Origin of the sequence: Citrobacter amalonaticus (genome assembly GCF_037053465.1) — a bacterium.
GTDB classification, from domain to species: Bacteria; Pseudomonadota; Gammaproteobacteria; order Enterobacterales; family Enterobacteriaceae; genus Citrobacter_A; species Citrobacter_A amalonaticus_H.
The window spans coordinates 104543-127172 of sequence record NZ_JBALIF010000002.1 but is presented as its reverse complement, the minus strand read 5'-3'; the positions used below and the strand labels follow the sequence as shown (position 1 = coordinate 127172).

General features: G+C 51.3%; 19 protein-coding genes and 1 pseudogene. 10 read left to right on the top strand and 10 right to left on the bottom strand.

All coding sequences use genetic code 11. From position 1 onward, the window contains the following. Positions 1 to 17: 17 nt before the first annotated feature. The 6 genes from lolA (at position 18) to WB371_RS03380 (ending at position 7538) form a co-directional block, all read left to right on the top strand. Positions 18 to 629: an outer membrane lipoprotein chaperone LolA gene (gene lolA / locus WB371_RS03405; RefSeq protein ID WP_336218722.1), complete on the top strand. Its 612-nt coding sequence runs from the start codon at positions 18 to 20 to the stop codon at positions 627 to 629. Positions 630 to 637: 8 nt separating this feature from the next. Further along, positions 638 to 1981, top strand: coding sequence for a replication-associated recombination protein RarA (rarA, locus tag WB371_RS03400; protein ID WP_336218721.1), 1344 nt, complete (start codon positions 638 to 640; stop codon positions 1979 to 1981). A gap of 92 nt (positions 1982 to 2073) precedes the next feature. Then, complete coding sequence (serS, locus tag WB371_RS03395; protein ID WP_336218720.1) at positions 2074 to 3366, top strand: serine--tRNA ligase; 1293 nt, start codon at positions 2074 to 2076, stop codon at positions 3364 to 3366. 234 nt (positions 3367 to 3600) lie between these two features. Then, positions 3601 to 6045: a dimethylsulfoxide reductase subunit A gene (gene dmsA, locus WB371_RS03390; RefSeq protein ID WP_336218719.1), complete on the top strand. Its 2445-nt coding sequence runs from the start codon at positions 3601 to 3603 to the stop codon at positions 6043 to 6045. A 10-nt stretch (positions 6046 to 6055) separates the two neighbouring features. Further along, positions 6056 to 6673, top strand: coding sequence for a dimethylsulfoxide reductase iron-sulfur subunit DmsB (gene dmsB / locus WB371_RS03385; protein ID WP_181821597.1), 618 nt, complete (start codon positions 6056 to 6058; stop codon positions 6671 to 6673). Between the two features lies 1 nt (position 6674). Next, positions 6675 to 7538, top strand: a complete 864-nt coding sequence (locus WB371_RS03380) for a dimethyl sulfoxide reductase anchor subunit family protein (RefSeq protein ID WP_336218718.1) — start codon at positions 6675 to 6677, stop codon at positions 7536 to 7538. 29 nt (positions 7539 to 7567) lie between these two features. On the opposite strand, the pseudogene WB371_RS03375 reads toward WB371_RS03380, so the two are convergent. Further along, a pseudogene (locus WB371_RS03375) lies at positions 7568 to 7761 on the bottom strand (hydrolase); the annotation flags it as partial. A 250-nt stretch (positions 7762 to 8011) separates the two neighbouring features. Between WB371_RS03375 and WB371_RS03370 the strand changes: the two are divergent. Further along, entirely contained in the window at positions 8012 to 9160 is a 1149-nt protein-coding gene (locus tag WB371_RS03370; RefSeq protein ID WP_336218717.1) for an MFS transporter, read from the top strand. A gap of 65 nt (positions 9161 to 9225) precedes the next feature. On the opposite strand, the gene WB371_RS03365 is transcribed toward WB371_RS03370, so the two are convergent. Genes WB371_RS03365 through WB371_RS03345 form a run of 5 tightly spaced genes read right to left on the bottom strand, consistent with a single transcriptional unit; the run spans position 9226 to position 12995 of the window. Further along, the gene (locus WB371_RS03365) at positions 9226 to 9663 is read right to left on the bottom strand and encodes a PTS sugar transporter subunit IIA (RefSeq protein ID WP_336218716.1); all 438 of its coding nucleotides are present in this window, start codon (positions 9661 to 9663) and stop codon (positions 9226 to 9228) included. Between the two features lie 52 nt (positions 9664 to 9715). Continuing rightward, entirely contained in the window at positions 9716 to 10627 is a 912-nt protein-coding gene (locus tag WB371_RS03360) for a transketolase family protein (protein WP_336218715.1), read from the bottom strand. Beyond that, complete coding sequence (locus tag WB371_RS03355; RefSeq protein WP_336218714.1) at positions 10624 to 11424, bottom strand: transketolase; 801 nt, start codon at positions 11422 to 11424, stop codon at positions 10624 to 10626. Before WB371_RS03355 ends, WB371_RS03360 begins: the two co-directional genes overlap by 4 nt. Before the next feature lie 12 nt (positions 11425 to 11436). Continuing rightward, entirely contained in the window at positions 11437 to 12702 is a 1266-nt protein-coding gene (locus WB371_RS03350) for a PTS ascorbate transporter subunit IIC (protein WP_336218713.1), read from the bottom strand. 17 nt (positions 12703 to 12719) lie between these two features. Beyond that, positions 12720 to 12995 (bottom strand): PTS sugar transporter subunit IIB, encoded by a 276-nt coding sequence (locus WB371_RS03345; RefSeq protein ID WP_336218712.1) that lies wholly within the window; start codon positions 12993 to 12995, stop codon positions 12720 to 12722. A 121-nt stretch (positions 12996 to 13116) separates the two neighbouring features. Between WB371_RS03345 and WB371_RS03340 the strand changes: the two genes are divergently transcribed. Further along, positions 13117 to 13965 (top strand): MurR/RpiR family transcriptional regulator, encoded by an 849-nt coding sequence (locus WB371_RS03340; protein ID WP_336218711.1) that lies wholly within the window; start codon positions 13117 to 13119, stop codon positions 13963 to 13965. Between the two features lie 231 nt (positions 13966 to 14196). On the opposite strand, the gene pflA is transcribed toward WB371_RS03340, so the two are convergent. The 4 genes from pflA to ycaO all read right to left on the bottom strand — a co-directional run bounded on the left by pflA (position 14197) and on the right by ycaO (position 20505). Further along, the gene (gene pflA / locus WB371_RS03335) at positions 14197 to 14937 is read right to left on the bottom strand and encodes a pyruvate formate lyase 1-activating protein (protein WP_336218710.1); all 741 of its coding nucleotides are present in this window, start codon (positions 14935 to 14937) and stop codon (positions 14197 to 14199) included. A gap of 203 nt (positions 14938 to 15140) precedes the next feature. Continuing rightward, a complete protein-coding gene (gene pflB / locus WB371_RS03330) occupies positions 15141 to 17423 on the bottom strand; it encodes a formate C-acetyltransferase (protein WP_043001198.1) in 2283 nt (760 codons plus the stop codon). A gap of 58 nt (positions 17424 to 17481) precedes the next feature. Further along, positions 17482 to 18339: a formate transporter FocA gene (gene focA / locus WB371_RS03325; protein WP_336218709.1), complete on the bottom strand. Its 858-nt coding sequence runs from the start codon at positions 18337 to 18339 to the stop codon at positions 17482 to 17484. A 405-nt stretch (positions 18340 to 18744) separates the two neighbouring features. After that, positions 18745 to 20505 carry a 30S ribosomal protein S12 methylthiotransferase accessory factor YcaO gene (gene ycaO / locus WB371_RS03320; RefSeq protein WP_336218708.1) on the bottom strand — a complete coding sequence of 587 codons (1761 nt, stop codon included), beginning with the start codon at positions 20503 to 20505 and terminating at the stop codon, positions 18745 to 18747. A gap of 135 nt (positions 20506 to 20640) precedes the next feature. On the opposite strand from ycaO, the gene WB371_RS03315 reads away from it, so the two are divergent. Then, positions 20641 to 21333 carry a DUF421 domain-containing protein gene (locus tag WB371_RS03315; RefSeq protein WP_336218707.1) on the top strand — a complete coding sequence of 231 codons (693 nt, stop codon included), beginning with the start codon at positions 20641 to 20643 and terminating at the stop codon, positions 21331 to 21333. 203 nt (positions 21334 to 21536) lie between these two features. Next, positions 21537 to 22625: a 3-phosphoserine/phosphohydroxythreonine transaminase gene (gene serC, locus WB371_RS03310; protein WP_336218706.1), complete on the top strand. Its 1089-nt coding sequence runs from the start codon at positions 21537 to 21539 to the stop codon at positions 22623 to 22625. Positions 22626 to 22630 lie beyond the last annotated feature (5 nt).

Genomic DNA, 22630 nt, shown 5'->3' with positions numbered 1-22630 from the left:
TATTTTGAGGAATAACAATGAAAAAAATCGCAATCACCTGTGCATTACTCTCAGGATTCGTGGTCAGCAGCGTTTGGGCTGATGCCGCGAGCGATCTGAAAAGCCGTCTGGATAAAGTCAGCAGTTTCCACGCCAGCTTTACTCAAAAAGTGACGGATGGCAGCGGGGCTGCCGTGCAGGAAGGTCAAGGTGATCTGTGGGTGAAGCGTCCCAATCTGTTTAACTGGCATATGACGCAGCCTGATGAAAGTATTCTGGTTTCTGACGGTAAAACGCTGTGGTTCTTCAACCCGTTTGTTGAGCAAGCCACTGCGACCTGGCTGAAAGACGCCACCGGCAACACGCCGTTCATGCTGATTGCCCGTAACCAGTCCAGCGACTGGCAACAATACAACATCAAGCAGAATGGCGATGATTTTGTCCTGACGCCAAAAACCAGTAATGGCAACCTGAAACAGTTCACAATCAATGTGGGCCGTGACGGCACCATTCATCAGTTCAGCGCCGTGGAACAGGATGACCAGCGCAGCAGCTATCAGTTGAAATCTCAGCAAAATGGCGCGGTCGATGCAGCGAAATTTACCTTTACGCCTCCGAAAGGTGTAACGGTGGACGACCAACGTAAGTAGAGGCATGAGTGAGCAACCTGTCGCTCGATTTTTCTGATAATACTTTTCAACCACTGGCCGCGCGGATGCGGCCAGAAAATTTAGCGCAGTATATTGGCCAACAGCATCTGCTGGCGGCGGGAAAACCGTTGCCGCGCGCCATTGAAGCCGGGCATCTGCATTCTATGATTTTGTGGGGGCCGCCAGGGACGGGAAAGACAACGCTTGCCGAAGTGATTGCCCGCTATGCTAATGCTGATGTGGAACGAATTTCTGCTGTCACCTCCGGTGTTAAAGAGATTCGTGAAGCCATTGAACGCGCCCGCCAGAATCGCAATGCCGGACGACGTACCATTCTGTTTGTTGACGAAGTGCATCGCTTTAACAAAAGCCAACAGGATGCCTTCCTGCCGCATATTGAAGACGGCACCATCACCTTTATCGGCGCGACAACCGAGAACCCCTCGTTTGAACTGAATTCGGCACTGTTATCGCGTGCGCGCGTCTATTTACTCAAGTCGCTGACTACCGAGGATATTGAACAGGTACTTCGCCAGGCGATGGAGGACGAGGCGCGGGGCTACGGTGGACAGGATATTGTATTGCCGGATGAAACGCGCAGGGCGATTGCGGAACTGGTCAATGGTGATGCGCGCCGGGCATTAAACACGTTGGAAATGATGGCTGACATGGCCGAGGTAGATGACAGCGGTAAGCGTGTTTTGCTACCTGCGCTGCTGACTGAAATCGCTGGTGAGCGCAGTGCGCGTTTCGACAACAAAGGTGACCGTTTTTACGATCTTATTTCCGCCCTGCATAAGTCGGTTCGCGGCAGCGCGCCGGACGCCGCTCTGTATTGGTACGCGCGCATTATCACCGCAGGGGGCGATCCGCTGTATGTGGCGCGTCGCTGTCTGGCGATCGCTTCTGAAGATGTGGGCAATGCCGATCCACGCGCAATGCAGGTGGCGATCTCCGCCTGGGACTGTTTCACCCGTGTCGGTCCTGCCGAGGGTGAGCGCGCCATCGCCCAGGCGATTGTTTATCTCGCCTGCGCACCGAAAAGCAATGCGGTGTATACCGCGTTTAAAGCGGCGATGTCCGATGCCCGCGAACGTCCGGATTATGACGTGCCTGTTCATCTGCGCAATGCGCCGACAAAACTGATGAAAGAGATGGGCTACGGTCAGGAGTATCGCTATGCCCATGACGAACCGAATGCTTATGCCGCTGGTGAGGAGTACTTTCCTCAGGAGATGGCACAAACGCGCTATTATCACCCGACAAACAGAGGTCTTGAGGGCAAGATTGGCGAAAAGCTCGCCTGGCTCGCCGGACAGGATCAAAATAGCCCTATAAAACGCTACCGTTAGCGCAGGCGTTGCGGTAATGTTGGCACTGTATCCCTGTGACTGCAGGCTGTGGTCACATTTTCCTCTTTCAATTCGATAAGCACAGGATAAGCATGCTCGATCCCAATCTGCTGCGTAATGAGCCAGACGCAGTCGCTGAAAAACTGGCACGCCGGGGCTTTAAGCTGGATGTAGATAAGCTGCGCGCTCTTGAAGAGCGTCGTAAAGTTTTGCAGGTCAATACGGAAAACCTGCAGGCAGAGCGTAACTCTCGATCGAAATCCATCGGCCAGGCGAAAGCGCGCGGGGAAGATATCGAGCCTTTACGTCTGGAAGTCAACAAGCTGGGTGAAGAGCTGGACGCCGCAAAAGCGGAGCTGGATGTTTTGCAGGCTGAGATCCGTGATATCGCACTGGCCATTCCGAACATCCCGCACGATGACGTTCCGGTCGGCAAAGACGAGAACGATAACGTTGAAGTCAGCCGCTGGGGAACCCCGCGTGAGTTCGATTTTGAAGTCCGCGATCACGTTACGCTGGGCGAAATGCACACCGGTCTCGATTTTGCCGCCGCCGTTAAATTAACGGGTTCCCGGTTTGTCGTGATGAAAGGGCAGATCGCCCGTATGCACCGTGCCCTCTCTCAGTTCATGCTGGATCTGCATACTGAACAGCATGGTTACAGCGAAAATTATGTTCCGTATCTGGTCAACCATGACACGCTGTACGGCACGGGTCAGTTGCCGAAATTTGCCGGTGATTTATTCCATACCCGCCCGCTGGAAGAAGAAGCTGACAGCAGCAACTACGCGCTAATCCCGACGGCGGAAGTGCCGCTGACCAACCTGGTGCGTGATGAAATTATTGATGAAGACGATCTGCCGATCAAAATGACCGCACATACGCCGTGCTTCCGCTCTGAAGCGGGTTCTTACGGCCGTGATACCCGCGGTTTGATCCGTATGCACCAGTTTGACAAAGTCGAAATGGTACAGATCGTGCGTCCGGAAGATTCTATGGCGGCGCTGGAAGAGATGACCGGTCACGCTGAGAAAGTCCTGCAACTGCTGGGATTACCCTATCGCAAGATCATTCTTTGTACGGGTGATATGGGCTTTGGCGCGTGCAAAACCTACGATCTGGAAGTGTGGGTCCCTGCGCAGAATACCTATCGTGAGATCTCTTCCTGCTCTAACGTCTGGGATTTCCAGGCGCGCCGTATGCAGGCTCGCTGCCGCAGCAAGTCCGACAAAAAGACCCGTCTGGTGCATACCCTGAACGGTTCTGGTCTGGCAGTTGGTCGTACGTTGGTTGCCGTGATGGAAAACTATCAGCAGGCTGATGGTCGTATTGAAGTACCGGAAGTTCTGCGTCCGTATATGAACGGACTGGAATATATTGGCTAAGTCCAGTTTCTAACCTTCCTGAAAAAGCGCCTGTGGGCGCTTTTTTTATGCCTGTTTGATACCGGACAATACTCCGTAACCCCTTCGGCGTAATACTCTCTTCGAATGAAAACCAGCATGTTGCGCTGTTATCCTGCAAATTCGTTATGCAACAAACTACATAGCGTCGTTTTTATATTCAAAAAATAACTCTAATTTCTGTTTTTTTACTGTGAGCAAGCAGAGTGAGCCTTTATGAAAACTAAGATCCCCGATGCCGTAATGGCAGCTGAGGTGAGCCGTCGTGGTTTGGTCAAAACGACGGCGATAGGCGGTCTGGCTATGGCCAGCAGCGCGTTTACCCTGCCATTTACCCGAATCGCAAATGCGGCAGAAGCGCTAAGTCCGGCGCAAGCCAGCGAAAAAATCATCTGGAGTGCATGCACCGTTAACTGTGGTAGTCGCTGCCCGCTGCGAATGCACGTCGTGGATGGCGAAATCAAATATGTCGAAACTGACAATACCGGCGATGACAACTACGAGGGACTGCACCAGGTGCGAGCCTGTCTGCGTGGCCGTTCTATGCGCCGTCGCGTCTATAACCCGGACCGTCTGAAATACCCAATGAAGCGGGTAGGTAAGCGTGGAGAGGGGAAATTCGAGCGCATAACCTGGGATGAAGCTTACGATATCATCGCCAGCAATATGCAGCGTCTGATTAAAGACTACGGTAACGAATCCATCTATCTGAACTACGGTACCGGCACGCTGGGCGGCACGATGACCCGTTCATGGCCGCCAGGAAAAACGCTGGTCGCGCGTTTGATGAACTGCTGTGGCGGTTATCTGAATCACTATGGTGATTACTCATCAGCGCAGATTGCCGCCGGTCTGAACTATACCTACGGCGGTTGGGCGGATGGTAACAGTCCTTCTGATATTGAAAACAGCAAACTGGTCGTGCTTTTTGGTAACAACCCAGGCGAAACGCGTATGAGCGGCGGCGGGGTCACTTACTATCTGGAACAGGCTCGACAGAAATCGAATGCGCGGATGATCATTATCGACCCGCGTTACACCGATACCGGGGCTGGTCGTGAAGATGAGTGGATCCCGATTCGTCCGGGTACCGATGCGGCGCTGGTTAACGCTCTGGCCTGGGTGCTGATTACTGAAAACATGGTCGATCAGCCATTCCTCGATAAGTACTGCGTGGGGTATGACGAAAAAACGTTACCTGCCAGTGCCCCGAAAAATGGCCACTACAAAGCCTATATTTTGGGGGAAGGGAAAGACGGCATTGCGAAAACACCAGAATGGGCATCGCAAATTACCGGTATCCCGGCGGATCGCATTATCAAACTGGCGCGTGAAATCGGCAGTGCAAAACCGGCCTACATAAGTCAGGGCTGGGGGCCGCAGCGTCACGCGAACGGCGAAATTGCTACCCGTGCTATTTCGATGCTGGCGATTCTGACGGGTAACGTTGGAATTAACGGCGGTAACAGTGGCGCACGTGAAGGTTCTTATGACCTGCCGTTTGAACGTATGCCCACGCTGGAAAACCCGGTTGAAACCAGCATCTCCATGTTCATGTGGACCGATGCCATCGAGCGTGGCCCGGAAATGACCGCGCTGCGTGACGGAGTTCGTGGCAAAGATAAACTTGATGTGCCGATTAAGATGATCTGGAACTATGCGGGTAACTGCCTGATCAACCAGCACTCAGAAATCAACCGCACGCATGAAATCCTGCAGGATGACAAGAAGTGCGAAATGATTGTTGTCATTGACTGCCACATGACGTCCTCCGCGAAGTACGCCGATATCCTGCTGCCGGACTGCACTGCCTCCGAACAGATGGACTTTGCGCTGGATGCATCTTGCGGAAATATGTCCTACGTGATTTTCACCGATCAGGCCATCAAACCCCGTTTTGAATGCAAAACGATCTACGAAATGACCAGTGAACTGGCAAAACGCCTGGGCGTGGAGCAGCAGTTCACCGAGGGACGCACACAGGAAGAGTGGATGCGCCATCTGTACGAGCAGTCGCGTAAAGCGATTCCCGAGCTGCCGACCTTTGAGGAATTCCGCAAGCAGGGCATCTTCAAGCAGCGTGATCCAGAAGGACATCACGTGGCCTATAAAGCGTTCCGTGAAGATCCACAAGCCAATCCTTTGACGACACCGTCGGGTAAAATTGAGATCTACTCGCAGGCGCTGGCAGACATTGCCGCAACCTGGGAATTGCCGGAAGGTGATGTCATCGATCCGTTACCGATCTACACGCCGGGCTTTGAGAACTACAACGATCCGCTGACAAAGAATTACCCGCTGCAGTTGACGGGTTTCCACTATAAGTCTCGTGTTCACTCCACCTATGGCAACGTCGATGTGCTGAAAGCGGCTTGTCGCCAGGAGATGTGGATCAACCCACTCGACGCGCAAAAACGCGGTATCAGCAATGGTGACAAAGTGCGCATCTTTAATGGTCGCGGGGAACTGCATATTGAAGCGAAAGTGACGCCGCGTATGATGCCTGGCGTCGTGGCGTTAGGTGAGGGTGCCTGGTATGACCCGGATACGAAGCGCATTGACCAGGGCGGCTGTATTAACGTGCTGACCACGCAGCGTCCGTCTCCTCTTGCGAAGGGGAACCCGTCACATACAAACCTTGTTCAGGTTGAGAAGGTGTAAGGAGTAACCGATGACAACCCAGTATGGATTTTTTATTGATTCCAGCCGTTGCACCGGTTGTAAAACCTGCGAACTGGCCTGTAAGGACTACAAAGACTTAACGCCGGATGTCAGCTTCCGCCGCATTTATGAATATGCGGGCGGCGACTGGCAGGAAGATAACGGCGTCTGGCATCAGAATGTGTTTGCCTACTATCTCTCCATTTCATGCAACCACTGCGAAGATCCGGCCTGTACGAAGGTCTGTCCGAGCGGCGCGATGCACAAGCGGGAAGATGGGTTTGTGGTGGTGGATGAGGATGTGTGCATTGGCTGTCGTTACTGCCATATGGCCTGTCCGTACGGTGCGCCGCAATACAACGCGGCCAAAGGGCATATGACCAAGTGCGACGGCTGTCATGACCGCGTGGCTGAAGGCAAGAAGCCGATTTGCGTCGAATCCTGCCCGCTGCGCGCGCTGGACTTCGGTCCGATTGACGAACTGCGTAAAAAACACGGAGATCTGGCGGCGGTGGCCCCGCTGCCTGGCGCGCACTTTACCAAACCCAATATTGTTATTAAACCGAATGCCAACAGCCGTCCGACCGGAGATACCACCGGTTATCTGGCGAATCCGAAGGAGGTGTAAGATGGGAAGTGGATGGCACGAGTGGCCGCTGATGATCTTCACGGTCTTCGGACAATGTGTGGTCGGTGGCTTTATTGTTCTGGCGCTGGCGCTGATGAAAGGCGAACTGCGGGCCGAAACGCAGCAGCGTGTGATTGCCTGTATGTTTGCGCTTTGGGTGCTGATGGGGATTGGTTTCATCGCCTCCATGCTGCACCTGGGCTCTCCGATGCGGGCCTTCAACTCGCTTAATCGCGTAGGTTCATCGGCACTGAGTAATGAAATTGCCAGCGGTTCGATTTTCTTTGCCGTTGGCGGAATTGGCTGGCTGTTGGCTGTGCTGAAAAAGCTTTCGCCAGTATTGCGCAACCTGTGGTTGCTGGTCACTATGATTCTGGGCGTGCTGTTTGTCTGGATGATGGTGCGCGTTTACAACAGCATTGATACAGTGCCGACCTGGTACAGTGTCTGGACGCCGCTGGGCTTCTTCCTGACGATGTTTATTGGTGGGCCGTTGTTAGGTTACCTGTTACTGCGCGTGGCGGGTGTTGACGGCTGGGCGATGCGTCTGCTGCCTGCGGTTTCGCTGCTGGCTCTGGTGGTGAGTGCTGTTATGTCGGTGATGCAGGGCGCTGAGCTGGCGACAATTCACAGTTCTATCCAGCAGGCTTCTGCGCTGGTACCGGACTATGGTTCGTTGATGGCCTGGCGTATTGTGGCACTGGCAGTGGCATTATGCTGCTGGATTGTGCCGCAGTTAAAAGGTTATCAGCCTGCTGTTCCGTTGCTTTCTGTGGCATTTGTTCTGTTGCTTGTCGGTGAACTGATTGGCCGCGGCGTTTTCTATGGTCTGCATATGACTGTCGGTATGGCGGTCGCCAGCTAAAAGAGAGACCGGGGCATTCGCCCCGGTTTTTACTTCTGCCTGGTTAACGTAGCGTAGCGGGTCATCAGGTTGCAATAATCAGAAATAGGTTTGAGAACAGCGTTGCCACACTCTCAATGTCATTGTGCCAGTCATGTTGCAATTCACAGGCCAGACCAAACCTCGTCATCAACTGCGCGCCAGCCTGTAACTTGCGATCCCAGGTGGAATGGCGAGTAATTTCAAAGCACAGAACGGAAAAAAATGTTGCCGGGACTATGAGATTTTTCATCCAGACGAAACGGAGCACTTTTGCGGTAAATCAATAAAAACAGCAGCATGGAAGCTGCGCGTCATCAATAATTCATATTCTTAATCAATAATTTCAATCGACGAGCGAAAACGCCCGTCATACGGCGGTTTTAGCCGATTGACAATGTTTTTGTTGGTGGCATGATGCGCGTGAAATTTGAACTTCCTCACGGTTTATACTCATGTCCACCTATACCCGACCCGTCATGCTTTTGCTGGCAGGTCTTCTTCTGTTGACCCTGGCGATTGCGGTGCTGAACACGCTCGTCCCGCTTTGGCTCGCCCAGGAAAATCTGCCAACCTGGCAGGTGGGTATAATCAGTTCGTCCTATTTCACCGGGAACCTGGTGGGGACGCTGCTGACGGGACAGCTAATCAAGCGACTCGGTTTTAACCGAAGCTACTACATTGCTTCGCTGATTTTTGCTGCGGGCTGTGCAGGACTGGGCCTCATGGTTGGTTTCTGGAGCTGGCTGGCCTGGCGCTTTGTTGCAGGGGTTGGTTGCGCCATGATCTGGGTTGTCGTCGAAAGTGCTCTGATGTGCAGCGGGACATCCCGGAACCGTGGCCGTCTGCTGGCGGCTTACATGATGGTTTACTACGTGGGGACGTTCCTCGGTCAACTACTGGTCAGTAAAGTCTCCACGGAACTGATGAACGTACTGCCATGGGCCACGGGACTTATCCTGGCGGGAATATTACCGCTGCTCTTTACCCATATTCTGAATCAGCGGTCTGAAGAACACGGTTCCACAGCGATTACGTCCATGCTGAAATTGCGTCAGGCGCGACTGGGCGTGAATGGCTGCATCATCTCCGGGATTGTTCTGGGTTCGCTTTATGGCCTGATGCCGCTTTATCTCAATCACCAGGGAATGAGCAACGCCAGCATCGGTTTCTGGATGGCGGTACTGGTCAGCGCGGGCATTCTTGGGCAGTGGCCAATTGGGCGACTGGCTGACAAGTTTGGCCGGCTGCTGGTGCTGCGCGTCCAGGTGTTTGTGGTGATCCTGGGGAGCATGGCGATGTTAAGTCAGGCGGCAATGGCGCCAGCACTCTTCATCCTGGGTGCCGCGGGCTTTACGCTTTATCCGGTGGCTATGGCATGGGCCTGTGAGAAAGTGGAGCATCATCAACTGGTGGCAATGAATCAGGCGCTGTTGCTGAGTTATACCGTAGGCAGCCTGTTAGGACCTTCTTTCACGGCCATGTTGATGCAGAATTACTCTGATAATTTGCTGTTTATTATGATCGCCAGCGTTTCGTTTATTTATTTACTGATGCTGCTGCGTAATGCCGGGCATACACCCAATCCGGTTGCCCACGTATAAAACACACTAAACGGTATGTGAGGCTATATTATTTGCATACCGTTTATACCTAAAATTGTGTTCGCTTAACCCATCTTCAGCGTCGAGTGAAGCTGTGTCTGACTGGTGATATGGGTCAGTTGCTGTAAACGATCGGCCTCATCCAGCCAACATACAAGCTCCTGAATCATTTCAATATGTTGAGAGCTACTGGCTGCCGCAAGGACAATGATAAGCCGCACGTCAGGATGTTCCGGGAAAGGGACGGCTTCTTTCAGACATAAAAGTGAGAGACATGTTTCACTGCCGATTACGCCTTCTTCCGGGCGGGCATGTGGCAAAGCAAATTCCGGGCTCAAGATGTACCATGGTCCATGTTGTTCCGTCTCGCGGATGATAGCCTGTGTGTAGCTGGACGTAATTGCTCCCTGTTTTTCCAGAGGTAAGCAGGCCAGTGTTACCGCTTCCTGCCAGGAATTGCATTGCTCACAGAACTGACAGGCAGAAAATAGTGTCGATGCCATTGCGTTGTCCTTATCGCAGATGGCAGACCGCAAAACGGCCTGCCAACCTGAACTATTTCAGAGCCTCACAAAGTGCGGCCGCTGAAATCCCATATTTGTCTTTCAACTGGCGACTATTGCCGGATTCTGTGAATGTATCTTGTGTTCCCAGGCGGATTAACTTAGTGCTCAATCCTTCTTCCGCTATCACTTCAGCCACCTGGCCGCCTAGCCCACCATTAATCGTGTGATTTTCAATCGTTGCGATCAATGGGCAGTCGGTAATCAGCTGTAAAAAGCGCTGGCGATTAAACGGTTTTAACGTTGCGACGTGAATCAACTTGCCCTGTTTTCCCTGTGCGCTTAGTTGTGCGTACCCCGTACTTGCCTGTTCCAGAACTGTTCCTTCATAAAGAATGGCGAAATCATCGCCTGCGTTCTCTACCGCGTCGATATCGGATATGCGAGGAACGACAGATTTATCGCGCACAGGCATCGGTTCTCTGGCAACCCGGATGTAGACAGGACCAGGAATATTAACTGCCTGTTCAAATGCGGCTTCAATTTCCTCTGCATCAGCAGGAGTCAGGATTGTGATTCCAGGCAACACGCGGGTCAGGGCCAGATCTTCCAACGCATGATGCGAAGCACCATCCGGGCCGTCATCCATACCGGGGTGACTACCGACCAGTTTAATGTTCGCTTTTGCATAACAGGCCTGTCGTAGCTGTGTCCAGGCTGTACCAGTGACGAATATCGCGAAGTTGACGTAGAACGGGATATTTCCTTCCAGCGCCTGGCCTGTGGCGAAGCTCATCGCGGAACCTTCAGCAATACCCATTTCAAAGAACGATTCGGGCCAGGCTTTTTGAAATTGATCGGTACGAGTGGAACTTGCCAGATCGCTGTCGATAACGACAACAGGATAGCCTTTCGCCTTCAGAGCTAGTAGGGCATTGCCAATTTCATCGCGTGGTGCTCTCATGACTGTAATTCCTCCATTGCCTGCTGATATTGCTCCGCGCTTGGGGTTTTAGAATGCCAGTCCCCATTATTTTCCATATAGCTCACACCGCTACCTTTCGTGGTATGGGCAATAATCGCGACCGGCTTACCTTTCAGATGACGCGAGAGCATCAGTGTGTCGGCAACCTGGTGCATGTCATTACCATTTTGCAGCCCCAGTACGTGCCAGCCAAAATTACGGATTTTGTCGGCAAGCGGTTCAAGGTTGATGACCTCATTGACCGGATCGTGTGAGGAAAAGCCGTTGTAATCGATGATCGCGACCAGGTTATCCATCCGCATATGGCCAGCCTGTTGCAGAGACTCCCAAATCTGGCCTTCATGCATTTCGCCATCACCGATGATGGCGAAAACACGATGAGGATCCAGTGCACGTTTTTTTGCGGCAGCCATCCCGAGAGCTACCGAAAGCCCCTGACCCAGCAGTCCGGTTGTGGCATCTACATCAGGAAGCGCCTTCACGCTTGGATGGCCTTGTAGACGCGAGTTGATCTGGCGAAAGGTATTAAATTCGCTGCGTGCGATTTTCCCCAACTGGTACAACAAGGCGTACTGAGCGGCGACAGCATGGCCTTTACTCATCACCACCCGTGTACGGGGAAACGCATTCAGATTGACCTCCTGATGATAAATCCAGGTCAGAATATCAATAATGGAGAGTGCGCCGCCGGGATGGCCAATACCTGATTCGTAAATCATGGTGACAATATCGCGGCGGGCTGCGCGCGCATGAGATTTCAGTTCATCAATATTCATGTTGACTCCTTATCAGGGCAGCATTTTGCCGATGTAGTACACCACGAGACCCAGTGCAACAAAGTCGGTCTCCGGGAAGCTGGTGCCGGAAAGGCCGACGGACTCCATGATGGGATAAATAAGTGCAGGTCCGACGCCGATGAGAATGCCGGTAATAAAACTACCCGCTACAGCACCTTTCCAACCGCCAGAGGCGTTACCGAATACGGCTGCAGTTGCGCCAATGAAGAAGTAGGGGATGGCGACTGGAATAATTACCGTTTGCCCAATCAGAGCAAGTACGCCCATTACGACCAGTCCGCCGACAAACGAGGAGATAAATCCAAGCACTGTTGCCGTTGGTGCATAGGGAAAGACGACCGGGCAATCGAGTGCTGGTTTGGCGTTGGGAATGAACTTCTCCGAAATCCCCAAAAATGCCGGGACGATTTCTGAAAGCAGCAAACGCACCCCGGTAATGATGATGTAGAGTGAAGCGGTAAACGTCAGCGACTGGAATAGCGGATAGACCAGCCAGTGCATGCCGCCTGCCACGGCCGTGACTGTCGCTTTCCCGGCTGCCAGCGCGGCAATGTAATAGAAAATACTGACTGAAATAGAGACCGAGACAATATAGTCTTTAAAAATACCCAGCCATCCAGGCAGGTTCAGTTTCTCCGTTGACTCTTTAGGATCCCCAACCTTTGAGCCGATCCAGCCAGAGGCAGCATAAGCCAGCGTGACGTAGTGACCCATAGCAATTTCATCATTGCCGGTGATCTTTCGCATCCAGGGTTGGGCGATAGCCGGATAAATACAGGCTGCAAGTCCCAGCAACACAGAGCCGACGATAATCGTAATGCCATCACTATAACCCAGCGCTTTCAATGTGACGGTGAGTAAAGCGGAGAGATAAAGGTTATGTTGCCCGGTCAAAAAAATGTACTTGAACGGCGTTATGCGGGCAAATAACAGGTTCCAGCCGAAACCAATAACCATAATCAGAGATACGCACATGGCAAATTTGGTCTGAGCCAGACCGGTTAGTGCTTCCGCCAGCGGCATTACCCCTTTAAGTCCGAATCCATCACTAAATAGCGTCTGGAAATTACCCAGAGAGGTGACAGCAAGCCCTGCGCCACCCGCAAAGACCAGAAAGCCAACAATGGTTTTAAAGGTGCCGGATAACACTTTTTCAATCGGTTTGCGCTGGATTAGCAGACCGATTAATGCAATAAATCCAACTAAAAGTGGGGTTACACCCAGAATGTCGAATACAATAAACCTGAGGAGATCCATATTGCCTCCGGGAGAGGTTAGTTGCCCTGAATGACGCTGGTGAGAGCGGTTTCCATTTCTTCGCTGTTCATCAAGTCGGTTATACCGATAGCTTTGAATCCGGCGGCTTCGATTTCATCGGTGAGATCGCGCATGGTGATAACAAAATCGATCCCTTGCCAGGTGGCGAGGCCCGATAAAACATCGTGTTCGAGTTCGACATCCCAGCCATGTTTATCGATGATTTTCTGCGCTTTGATTTTGAGCATTAAGGAGCTGCCCATGCCAGTGCGACAGACAATAAGACCTTTCATTTTTTTTCTCCTGCATTGTAAAAATAATTATTTTTCTTTTATGTGTGTATGAAAAAAATTATTATCCCTGCAGGAAGAGAAAGATGTGATTGTGTTTGCATTTTGAGCAAAAAGGCGAAAAATGAGTCATATTAATACTAACTTGCTGATAAATATCAGGAATGAGGCAAGTGAACTCAGCCCCATTCTGGAAAAAGTAGGCCGTTTTGTGGCGGAAAATCCTGACTTTGTGATGCGGCACACAATTACTGAGTTGGCGGATTCGATCGAAACCAGCGAGGGAAGTATCACGCGCTTTTGCCGGGCATTTGGATTTAAAGGTTTCTCTGATTTCAGAACTGCACTTGCTCTGGAGCAAGGGGCAGCCCGTCCTGAAGAACAGGGGCATGAGGAGATCTCTGCCGTTGTAGCAAGCATTCGCGACAGTCATGCCATTATTAATACCCAGGAGTTACAGTCCGCGGCAGCCTGGCTCAACCAGGTGAATAACGTCGCTATTTATGCAGTCGGTACGGCAGTACCGGTAGCGCTTTTCTTGCAGATGAACCTGATTAAAATGGGGAAGGCAGCGAGTTTTGTTGAGCGTTTTTACCTTACAACGTCTTCCATCATGGTTGAGCCACAAAATCAGGGGATCATTGTGGTTCACACTGAACAGACATCGGCAGATATGATGCAGGCGCTGGCACTGGCAAAACAGCAGGGAGTGAAAATTCTTTCGCTCACACGAGGAACCTTCGCACCTTTGGGGCGTCTTTCAGACTGGAATTTACAGGCCGCTGTGGCGCTAAAGGGGGAAGGGGAATATGGGTTCGCTGAAATCGCAGGTGCAATGATGGTAGCGGACAAATTACTTAATGCGCTTGAGGTACAAGATGAGCGCTATGCGGAGTGTCGCAAAGCACATCAGAAGAGTATCTTCTCGATCGAGAGCGTAGCGAATAAGCTGTCTGAGTATTTTATGTCGTAAAACCTCTATTCAAACGGCGCCAGTTTTCAGAACGATATACTTTTAGCGCCGGGTGAGTAGCGCATTATCAAGATAAAAAACAGAACGCGATCGTATCTGCGGTATCGTCACCGTTGTAAAAGTAACGGAGCTTCGGTCCTGCGTTAGCCCGGACCGAAGTAAAGTAGAGTGTAAAAAGAAGAGCGAAATTCCATATCGCAAAAATCTGTCCATGAGTCATTTTCGGGTATATCAGTACATCACTTTGTGGCCATACTGCTCAAGAATACCCTTCACGCGTTCCATGGTCTCTTTCTTCGGTGGATGGACGCCATCAAGTTTATATTCTTCACCCATCGCTACCCATTTGTGTTTACCCAGCTCGTGATAGGGCAGAAGCTCGATTTTCTCCACGTTGCCCATATCTCGCGTAAATTCACCCAGACGATGTGCCGAATCGTCATCGTCAGACCAGCCAGGCACGACAACATAACGGATCCAGACGTTGATGTTTTTGTTTGACAGATAGCGCGCAAACTCCAGCGTACGATGGTTGGATACACCCACCAGGTTCTGGTGGATTTCATCGTTCATCTGTTTGAGGTCGAGCATTACCAGATCGGTGACTTCCAGCAATTCATCAATCACCGGATCGTAACGACGGACAAAACCATTGGTATCCAGGCAGGTATGGATACCTTCCTTCTTACAGGCGCGGAACCAGTCACGCACAAACTCTGCCTGCAGAATGGCTTCACCGCCGGATGCCGTAACGCCGCCGCCAGAAGCATTCATAAAGTGGCGATAGGTCACCACCTCTTTCATCAGTTCTTCAACGGTGACTTCTTTACCGCCATGCGTATCCCACGTGTCGCGGTTATGGCAATACAGGCAGCGCATCAGGCAGCCCTGGAAGAAGGTAATGAAGCGGATGCCCGGGCCGTCAACCGTACCACAGGATTCAAAGGAGTGAATGCGACCAATAACTGACATTGCGGTGTTTCTCCAGATGTGGCCCATCCGGGGCCGTGTTGGTGCACAGCTCACTGGCTGTGTCGAGTCTGTTTTGGCGGATATCCACTCAGTATAGATAGCTGACAAAACAGGCTATGTTGGGAAACGACCTGTTAAAAAGGCCCCACTGACGTGGAGCCTTTATTGTACGCCTTTTAACGCGTGATTTCAGTCAAAAACCATTACATGGTCTGAGTGAAGGTACGGGTGATAACGTCCTGCTGCTGTTCTTTCGTCAGGGAGTTAAAACGTACTGCGTAACCGGATACACGGATGGTCAACTGCGGATATTTTTCCGGATGTTCCATCGCGTCCAGCAACATTTCACGGTTCATAACGTTCACGTTCAGGTGCTGACCACCTTCGATGGACGCTTCGTGATGGAAGTAACCATCCATCAGGCCTGCCAGGTTGGTTTTACGAACTTCGTCGTCTTTACCCAGTGCGTTTGGCACGATAGAGAAGGTATAAGAAATACCATCTTTCGCGTAAGCAAACGGCAGTTTTGCAACGGAGGTCAGAGAGGCAACAGCACCTTTCTGGTCACGACCGTGCATCGGGTTAGCACCTGGTCCGAACGGCGCGCCAGCACGACGACCATCTGGGGTGTTACCGGTTTTCTTACCATACACAACGTTAGAGGTGATGGTCAGAACAGACTGAGTCGGGATAGCGTCACGATAGGTTTTCAGTTTCTGAATTTTCTTCATGAAACGTTCAACCAGGTCAACCGCCATGTCATCAACGCGAGCGTCGTTGTTACCAAACTGCGGGTATTCGCCTTCGATTTCGAAGTCGATAGCCAGACCGTCTTCGTCACGAATCGGTTTAACTTTCGCATATTTGATTGCAGACAGGGAGTCAGCAGCAACGGACAGACCAGCGATACCACACGCCATGGTGCGGATAACGTCACGGTCGTGCAGCGCCATCAGAGAGGCTTCGTAGCTGTACTTGTCGTGCATGTAGTGAATCACGTTCAGTGCGGTGACATACTGTTTTGCCAGCCAGTCCATGAAGTGATCCATGCGCTCCATGACTTCGTCATAGTTCAGCACGTCGCCTTTGATAGGTTCAGATTTCGGACCCACCTGCATTTTCAGTTTTTCATCAACGCCGCCGTTGATAGCGTACAGCATGGTTTTCGCCAGGTTTGCACGCGCACCGAAGAACTGCATTTGTTTACCAACAACCATTGGGCTTACGCAGCACGCGATAGCGTAGTCGTCGTTGTTGAAGTCCGGACGCATCAGGTCATCGTTCTCATACTGCAGAGAAGAGGTGTCGATGGACACTTTAGCGGCGAATTTCTTGAAGTTCAGAGGCAGTTTTTCAGACCACAGAACGGTGATGTTCGGCTCCGGAGACGGCCCCATGGTGTACAGGGTGTTCAGGAAACGGAAGCTGTTTTTGGTGACCAGAGTACGTCCATCAACGCCCATACCACCGATAGATTCCGTTGCCCAAATCGGGTCGCCGGAGAACAGTTCATCATATTCAGGAGTACGCAGGAAGCGAACCATACGCAGCTTCATGACCAGGTGGTCAATCATTTCCTGAGCGTCTTGTTCGGTGATTTTACCTGCTTTCAGGTCACGTTCGATGTATGCATCCAGGAAGGTAGAGACACGACCGAAGGACATTGCTGCGCCGTTCTGAGATTTAACCGCAGCCAGGTAACCGAAGTAGGTCCACTGGATAGCTTCCTGAGCGTTGGTAGCCGGACCAGAGATATCACAGCCATATTTTGCGGCCATCTCTTTGATCTGACCCAGCGCACGGTGCTGTTCAGCAATTTCTTCACGCAGACGGATAGTCGCTTCCAGGTTTACGCCGTTTTCCAGGTCAGACTGCAGGGAAACGAACTGCGCGTATTTGTCTTTCATCAGGAAGTCGATACCGTACAGCGCAACGCGACGGTAGTCACCGATGATACGGCCACGGCCATACGCATCTGGCAGACCAGTCAGAACACCGGATTTACGGCAGTTCAGAATGTCTTTGGTGTAAACATCGAAAACACCCTGGTTGTGGGTTTTACGATATTCAGTGAAGATTTTTTTCAGCATTGGGTCCAGTTCGCGGTTATACGCTTTGCAGGAACCCTCAACCATTTTGATACCGCCGAACGGGATAATCGCACGTTTCAGCGGCGCTTCAGTTTGCAGACCAACGATTTTCTCAAGGGCTTTGTTGATGTAGCCAGCGTCGTGAGAAGTGATGGTAGAAGCAACAGAGGTGTCAAAGTCAACAGGCGCGTGAGTACGGTTTTCCTGTTTAACGCCTTCCATTACGCTGTCCCACAATGCAGTGGTCGCATCAGTCGCGCCAGCCAGGAAGGACTCGTCACCCTCGTACGGAGTGTAGTTTTTCTGAATGAAGTCACGGACGTTTACTTCATTCTGCCAGTCACCTTTGGTAAAACCTTCCCAGGCTGTGGCTAACTTTTCATTAAGCTCGGACATGTAACACCTACCTTCTTAAGTGGATTTTTTATTTACTACGTGTGGCGGGCATCAGAGATTAATGATGATCGTTGCCACGTAGATAAATGACCCAGTATGTCAACCCAACCAACAAACCCCCGCCGATAATGTTACCGATCGTAACCGGAATCAGGTTATCAGTGATGAAGTTCATCACGGTCAGGTGAGAAAAACTCTCCGGTGTGGAACCGACTGCGCTCCAGAATTCCGGTGTCGCCAAATCACGGATTACAATACCCATAGGGATCATAAACATGTTTGCGATACTGTGCTCAAAACCGCTGGCGACAAACATCGCGACCGGCAGAACCATAATAAATGCTTTGTCCATCAGGCTACGGCCTGAGTAGCTCATCCACACGGCCAGGCAGACCATCAGGTTTGCGAGGATACCGAGACAGACGGCTTCAATAAAAGTATGGTGCATTTTGTGGTCGGCGGTTTGCAGGACGTTAAGTCCCCATTGGCCGTTAGCGACCATGTACTCACCTGAAAGCCACATCAGAACTACAAAGAGCAGGCAACCAATCAGGTTACCAAAATAGACGTTGAGCCAGTTTTTCGCCAACTGACCCCAGGTAATGCGACCGCTGGCTTTGGCAACCACAATCAACACGGTTGATGTAAAGAGATCCGCACCGCAGATTACGCAAAGAATCAACCCCAGAGAGAAGCAAATACCGCCAATCAGTTTTGCCATACCAAAAGGCATCGTACCCGTACCGGTCGTTGCAGTGATATAGAAAACAAAGGCGATGGAAATGAACACACCGGCAGTAATCGCCAGGTAGAAAGTCTTAAGCGGATGTTTCGTTGCTTTATAGACACCTGCTTCTTCGGCCACTTTGGCCATTGCGGCAGGAAGTAAAAGATCAAAAGGGTTGTCAGCTTTCACACTAACTCTCTCTTTATTAAGTCGGCGACGAGATACTAACAAAGCATTATAGATGAGAAATTGATGCAGATCATATCTCGCCTGGCTTATAGGCCCGTAAAGCGCATGGTTTTTATGCAATTACGGTGTAATTGTTTGATTATAAAGATAAAAATAAATTTTAAATTTTAGCAAATGTGTTGAAGATTTTCCTTCCAGGGTCTGTTAGCCAGTTAATTAATATAGAGTAATTAACAAATAAAGTAACAAAGCATTGTTGATTTATGTAATGTCAACTACCAATATTTAACCTTACCATTACATTTGTTTTGGTCTTTTCAAAAATAAATAAAGCGGGGCACTTAATGCGCCCCGTAATATAGCGTAGACAATTATTTAAGCCTACTCAGGTCAGGTTATTTGCCTTTATTTTGACCAGTATGCTGTTTTCGCTCGCTGCAATTTCTCATAGGCCTTCAGCAGAGACTGGTGGGACGCAAACGCCTTCAGATCGCTGTCAACGGGCTGCAGGCCATAGAATGCCGCTTCGCCGCTCAGCGCAGCGCTTGCCGCTTCAACGGCTTCTGCGCCATACATGCGTATAAAGGCGTTGAGATATTGCAGGGGCTCACGTTCCTCTTCCTGAGAGAGCAGCAGCAGCGTTTGCAGGCAGCGATAATAATTGGCACGTTCCGCGCTGAAGATTGACGCGTTGAACTCCATTGTCCATTCGGTCCAGATCAACGCCTGTTCCAGGTCGCCGCCCGCCAGTGCCAGCATCGCCTTCAGTTCACCAATGCGCAGGGTGTACCAGCCATTGTCCGGACCGGTTGCCAGACCCAACAACTCGCGCACGCGGGTAAAGTCATCAAACCCTTCTTCGTCCAGTTGTTCGATCAGATTAAGATAATCTTCTTTATCCCACGCACTGTCTGGCAGCGAGAGCAGGGTGTCCCGCAGATGGCTGCCCATGCTGTTGTTAGCCAGCCACAGATCTTCGGCAGGATAAATATCAGACATGCCGGGAACGATAATTCGGCAGGCGTAGACCCCGAGGTGCTCGTAATCGGCGATATACACTTCTTTGTCTTCGGCATTGAAGATAGCCATCAGGGTGGCGAACTCTTCTTCCGTGGTGCCGGAGAAACTCCAGTCAACGAACGGGTAGTCGGCATCCTGCTTGAACAGATCCCAGGAGATCAGACCGCTGGAGTCAATGAAGTGAGTTTCCAGGTTCGTATGTTCAGCCACTTCTTCATCGTCGAAGGTCGGCGGTGTGAAGACATCAAGGTCTTTAAGACCACGCCCCTGTAGCAGTTCGGTTACGGTACGCTCCAGTGCGACGCCGAAATCAGGGTGCGCGCCGAAAGACGCAAAGCACGTCCCGTTGGCCGGGTTAAACAGCACCACGCAGATCACCGGATACTGACCGCCCAGCGAACCGTCATAAGCAAAGATCGGGAAGCCTTCTGCTTCCAGTTTCGCGATGGATTCCACAACTGCCGGGTAGCGGGCCAGTACATCAGCCGGGATTTCCGGCAGACTGATGCTTTCAGCAATAATGCGGTTTTTCACATAGCGTTCGAAGACTTCAGAAAGCCCCTGTACGCGCGCTTCATTACGCGTGTTACCGGCAGACATGCCATTGGAAACATACAGGTTGCCAATAATGTTCATCGGGATATAGACAATCTGGTTATCCGACTGGCGGGTAAACGGCAGGCCGCAGACGCCGCGCTCTTCATTGCCCGATTGCAGATCGATAAGCATGCTGCCGGCCAGTTCGTTCTCGGGATCGTAGAATGCACGCAGACGCGCATCCAGCAGGCCGTCCGGCACGTCATCATTTTCAGTTAACGGGAACCATTTTTCGTTTGGATAGTGAACGAACGGACCGTTAGCGATAGTTTCCCCCAGCCAGAAATCAGCAAAGAAATAGTTCGTCGACAGACGCTCAAAATATTCGCCCAGCGCAGAAGCGAGTGCGGCTTTTTTCGTTGCCCCTTTACCGTTGGTAAAACACAGCGCGCACTCTTTGTCGCGAATGTGCACAGACCAGACGTTTGGCACCGGATTCAGCCACGAGGCTTCTTCAATATGGAATCCGAGATCGAGCAGTTTCTGCTGGAAGCGAGCGATGGAATCTTCCAGAGCGGCGTCTTTGCCGGGAATAAATGTTTGCGTCATGAAAATCACTTTTGTCGTACGGAAAGCGCGCAATGATACGGGTTTTATGTAACTGACGCTATCGTCGCCACGGACACGGCGTAAATAAAAGTTTTGGCTATGCTTTTATGCAGTCTTCCGGATAAGAGCATAAAAATGAAAGCGTTTGATTTACAACGTATGGCCCTGGATAAGGTGCCCCTGGAGTTTCTCGGCGAAGTGGCGCTGCGCAGTCTGTATACCTTTATTCTGGTCTTCCTGTTTCTCAAAATGACCGGTCGACGGGGCGTGCGGCAAATGTCGTTGTTTGAAGTGCTGATCATCCTGACGCTGGGATCGGCGGCAGGTGATGTGGCCTTTTACGATGATGTGCCCATGTTGCCGGTACTGGTGGTTTTTATTTCTCTGGCAATCCTCTACCGCCTGGTGATGTGGCTGATGGCGCGCAGCGAAACGCTGGAGGATTTGCTGGAAGGGAAACCTGTCGTCATCATTGAAGATGGCGAACTGGCGTGGTCAAAACTGAGTAATGCTAATATGACCGAGTTTGAGTTCTTTATGGAGCTGCGCCTTAACGGAGTTGAACAACTGGGACAGGTGAGACTGGCCATTCTTGAAACCAATGGGCAGATCAGCGTCTATTTCTTCGAAAATGAAAAAGTGAAGCCGGGGCTCAGTATCCTTCCTGCGTACTGTACGCAGCGTTTCAGGGTTATGCCGGAAGCGGGGGATTACGCCTGTGTTCGCTGTAGTGAAGTAATCGCTATGAATGCGGGTGACAGCCAATTTTGTCCGCGCTGTAAAAATCCAGAATGGTCGAAGGCCAGCCGGGCAAAACGGGTCGTTTGACAGCAAAAATATCGGTGTTTCACCTTCACTCCAGGAGATTCTGTTGTGTGAGCGAACACTCATTTTTGCCGTGGTCAGTTTTAGCCATTGCGGCGCGTGTCACTGAATGATAAAACCGATATCCACAGGAATAACGTATACCCACTCTCTGTTCATGTTCGAAAAGAGAATGGGTTTATAACAACGCAAGGTGGTGAGGGGAAATGGCTCAGGTCTTCAATTTTAGTTCAGGTCCGGCAATGTTACCGGCAGACGTGCTCAAACTGGCTCAAAAGGATCTTTGTGACTGGAACGGTCTTGGGACGTCCGTCATGGAAGTGAGTCACCGCGGCAAAGAATTCATCCAGGTCGCAGAAGAAGCGGAGCAGGATTTTCGCGATCTCCTGAATATTCCCTCAAACTACAAAGTGCTGTTTTGTCACGGTGGCGGTCGCGGCCAGTTTTCCGCTATTCCTCTGAACATTCTCGGCGACAAAACAACGGCCGACTACGTTGATGCGGGTTACTGGGCCGCCAGCGCGATCAAAGAAGCGAAGAAATATTGCACCCCGAATGTGATTGATGCCAAAGTTACCCTTGATGGTAAGCGCGGCGTTAAACCGATGCGCGAGTGGCAGCTTTCAGAGGGCGCGGCGTATCTGCATTACTGTCCGAACGAAACTATTGACGGGATCGCGATTGATGAAACGCCTGATTTTGCCTCAGATGTGGTGGTCGCTGCTGATTTTTCCTCTACCATCCTGTCAGCGCCGTTAGATGTTTCGCGCTATGGCATCATCTACGCCGGTGCGCAAAAGAACATTGGTCCGGCCGGGCTGACTATCGTCATTGTGCGTGAAGATTTGCTGGGTAAAGCCAATGTGGCGTGCCCGTCTATCCTCGATTACACCATCCTGAACGACAATGACTCCATGTTTAATACGCCACCGACTTTCGCCTGGTATCTCTCCGGCCTGGTGTTTAAGTGGCTGAAGGCCAATGGCGGTGTGGCGGCGATGAATAAAATCAATCAGCAAAAAGCCGAACTGCTGTACGGCGTGATTGATAAAAGTGACTTTTACCGTAACGATGTAGCGACCGCGAACCGTTCACGCATGAACGTACCGTTCCAGTTGGCAGACAGCGCGCTGGATAAACTTTTCCTGGAAGAGTCTTTTGCTGCGGGCCTGCACGCGCTGAAAGGCCACCGCGTTGTTGGCGGTATGCGCGCGTCCATTTACAACGCGATGCCGCTGGAAGGGGTTAAAGCGCTGGCTGATTTCATGATCGATTTCGAGCGCCGTCGCGGTTAATTATT